Below are 2,669 nucleotides of genomic sequence, written 5' to 3' on the forward strand. Positions count from 1 at the left end.
AAATCCGCTATGTGGTAAAGAAATATTTCGATATTCCTGATTCCATGGTTACGGTTACCGACGAAGATATCAGAGCGTATTACGAGAAAAACAAATTCCGTAAACAATACGAGCAACCAGGATCACGCGTGTTTGAATATGTTCAGTTCCCATTAATTCCTACCAAGGAAGACCGCATTAAAATGGAAGCTGAAATGAATGAAATCAAGGATGGCTTCGCAAAAGCATCAAACGATTCTTCTTATGTAATGCTTTATTCGGATAATAAATATTTCAACAGCAATTATTCTGTATCAGGAGAGTTTTCTCCAACTACAGATTCTTTAATTCAAAATGCAGATTCAGGAGCGATTGTTGGTCCGTATGAAGAATTCGGCTACCTGCGCTTAACCAAAATCCGCGGTGTAAAATTTGAACCAGAAGCTCGTGTTCGTCACATCCTTCTTGGAAAAGAAAAAGGAGAAATTGCCGATTTGAAAAAACGTGCCGATAGTATCCGTACCGTAATTCGCCGCAACAATAACTTCGAGGAAATGGTAACGAAATTTACCGATGATCCGGGAAGTATGAGCAATGGTGGTGTTTATGACTGGTTCCCGAAAGGCCGCATGGTTGAACCATTCGAAAATGCTGCATTCAACGGAAAAGTTGGCGATCTGCAAATTGTTGAAACCGATTACGGAATTCACATTGTGGAAGTCCTCGGTCAACGTCAGGCGAAGCGTGTGAAATATGCTACGATCGATAAAAAAATCGTTCCGAGTTCAGAAACAGAAGAAGCAGTTCGTATGCTGGCTAATGAATTCCTCGAAAAAATTAACGACGGAAGTAAGTTTGAAGAATACGCTAAAAAAGAAAAACTGGTAACCTTCGAAAACGAGGTAATGAACATTCAGCACACGTTAAATGGTGATGACCGTTCAAGAGAATTAATTCGTTTCGTTCAAACCGGTGCTAAAAATGATGTTTCTGATGCGATCACTTATGGTGACAATATTGTAATTGCACATATTGTTTCCGTGAAAGAAAAAGGTGTTCCCGAATTCGAAGACATCAAGGACATCATGATGATTCCGACTCGTCAGGATAAAAAAGCTGAACTCCTGAAAAAACAAATGAGCGGTGCGAAATCCATTGAAGACGTAGCCTCTAAAGCTAATACCATTGTTCAGGATGTTGAAGTCAACTTCGGGTCAACTACCATTAAAGGTGGTGGTGGAAATGAGCCTGTAGTTATCGGAACGATCTTCTCATTAACACCACAAAACAAAGGTGCAATGACTGTTCCTATTCAAGGGAAAACCGGTGTGTACGTTGTTCAATTGGTGGATGTGATTGAACCGGCTCAAACAAGCGACTATGCTACAAGCAAAAATAACCTGATCACCGTTCGCAGAAATCGTGCAGGTGGCGATGCTTTCAAAGCATTAAAAGAAAATGCAAAAATTGTAGACAAGCGTACTGCCTACTAAAAAATATCCCATCAAAAAAAATCCTTCCAGTAATACTCGGAAGGATTTTTTTTTAGAAACAAACGAAGTGAATACCAAGCGATGAGCGACGATTATTCTTCTTTCTCGAAGCGAAACCAATTAGAACCCGACGATTATTATACTACGCCGGAAGGATATATTGTGTTTACCGAGAAGTATTTGTTGAAGCGCGGATATTGTTGTAAAAGCGGATGTAAACATTGTCCGTATGGCTACAACAAAAAAACCGGACGCATCGAAGGCAAAAAATAATCAGGCACTTCTTTTTCTGGCAAGCGTTTGAACTTTATTCAAAAACAACTCACGCATTTGCTCATTTGAAAACCGCATCGAACCCATCCGGGTTGTTCCCAGAAAACGAAATCCGCAAAATTCAAGCGTAAACTTTTTAAAGGCCTTTGTTCCGTGACTTCGGTTAAACAAAACATGATGCCAAACCGGGGCGTCCATGGTGACAATTAACTCTGTGCTTCTTCCCTTTAACAGCTTATCCCACATCGGAGAATCTTTTTTGTATTTAAAAGCAAATCCGGGAAGAAAAACACGATCGATAAATCCCTTCAATAATGCAGGCATTTCACCCCACCAAATAGGAAATACCCACACAATATGTTCTGCTTCGGAAATGAGCTGTTGAGCCTGAATTAAATCCTGCTCCATGTTCTGCTGCGATTTATATCCGGTATGCAATACAGGATCGAAATTCAGTTCATGCAGATTAAGAATTTTACATGAATCTCCTGCGCCATTTTTATAGCGCAAAGCAATTGCATCGGAAAAAGAATCCTTTCGCGGATTGCCGTTTATGATTAATATTTTTTTCATGGTTAGAAGATTAAAATGTCCAACGGAAAGTAGGTACAGGGAAAAATCCTTGCTGGTATTCGGTGACTAATTGTCCGGTTCTCGGATTATAGCTATTGCGAAATACATTTTTATGATTCGTTACATTCTGTAAATCGATAGCCCATTCCATAGTGCTCTTTTTTAATTCGCGGCGGAAAGAAAGTTTCACATCGAAACGGAAATAATCACTCTGGCGTTGACTATATGCGTTATTCAAATCGAAAATAGCATATCCGGCAGATTGCGTAGCGGCAAGATCTATTGGCGTCAGGAACTTCCCTCCCACCCAACTGCTGCGTACGTTAAATGCGAATACATTACCTTTTTTAC

General features: G+C 40.0%; 4 protein-coding genes. 2 read left to right on the forward strand and 2 right to left on the reverse strand.

What is annotated here, in order from left to right; genetic code table 11:
• Together K1X56_15185 and K1X56_15190 are read left to right on the forward strand one after the other, a co-directional pair.
• Positions 1-1,472: peptidylprolyl isomerase (locus K1X56_15185; protein MBX7096063.1), on the forward strand; the 1,472-nt coding region annotated here is incomplete at its 5' end.
• Positions 1,473-1,553: 81 nt separating this feature from the next.
• A complete protein-coding gene (locus K1X56_15190; GenBank protein ID MBX7096064.1) occupies positions 1,554-1,745 on the forward strand; it encodes a hypothetical protein in 192 nt (63 codons plus the stop codon).
• Here K1X56_15190 and K1X56_15195 read toward each other — a convergent pair whose 3' ends face one another.
• A complete protein-coding gene (locus K1X56_15195) occupies positions 1,746-2,318 on the reverse strand; it encodes an NAD(P)H-dependent oxidoreductase (protein ID MBX7096065.1) in 573 nt (190 codons plus the stop codon).
• A 10-nt stretch (positions 2,319-2,328) separates the two neighbouring features.
• On the reverse strand, positions 2,329-2,669 hold a 341-nt coding region (locus K1X56_15200; GenBank protein MBX7096066.1), incomplete at its 5' end, for a TonB-dependent receptor.

It is taken from the genome of Flavobacteriales bacterium (assembly GCA_019694795.1).
In the GTDB taxonomy this organism is placed as follows: domain Bacteria; phylum Bacteroidota; class Bacteroidia; order Flavobacteriales_D; family UBA2798; genus UBA2798.

Bases quoted from the DNA above. Each gene is read 5' to 3' on its own strand.
- K1X56_15190 (MBX7096064.1), top strand. From the start codon at position 1,554: ATGAGCGACGATTATTCTTCTTTCTCGAAGCGAAACCAATTAGAACCC.
- K1X56_15195 (MBX7096065.1), bottom strand. From the start codon at position 2,318: ATGAAAAAAATATTAATCATAAACGGCAATCCGCGAAAGGATTCTTTT.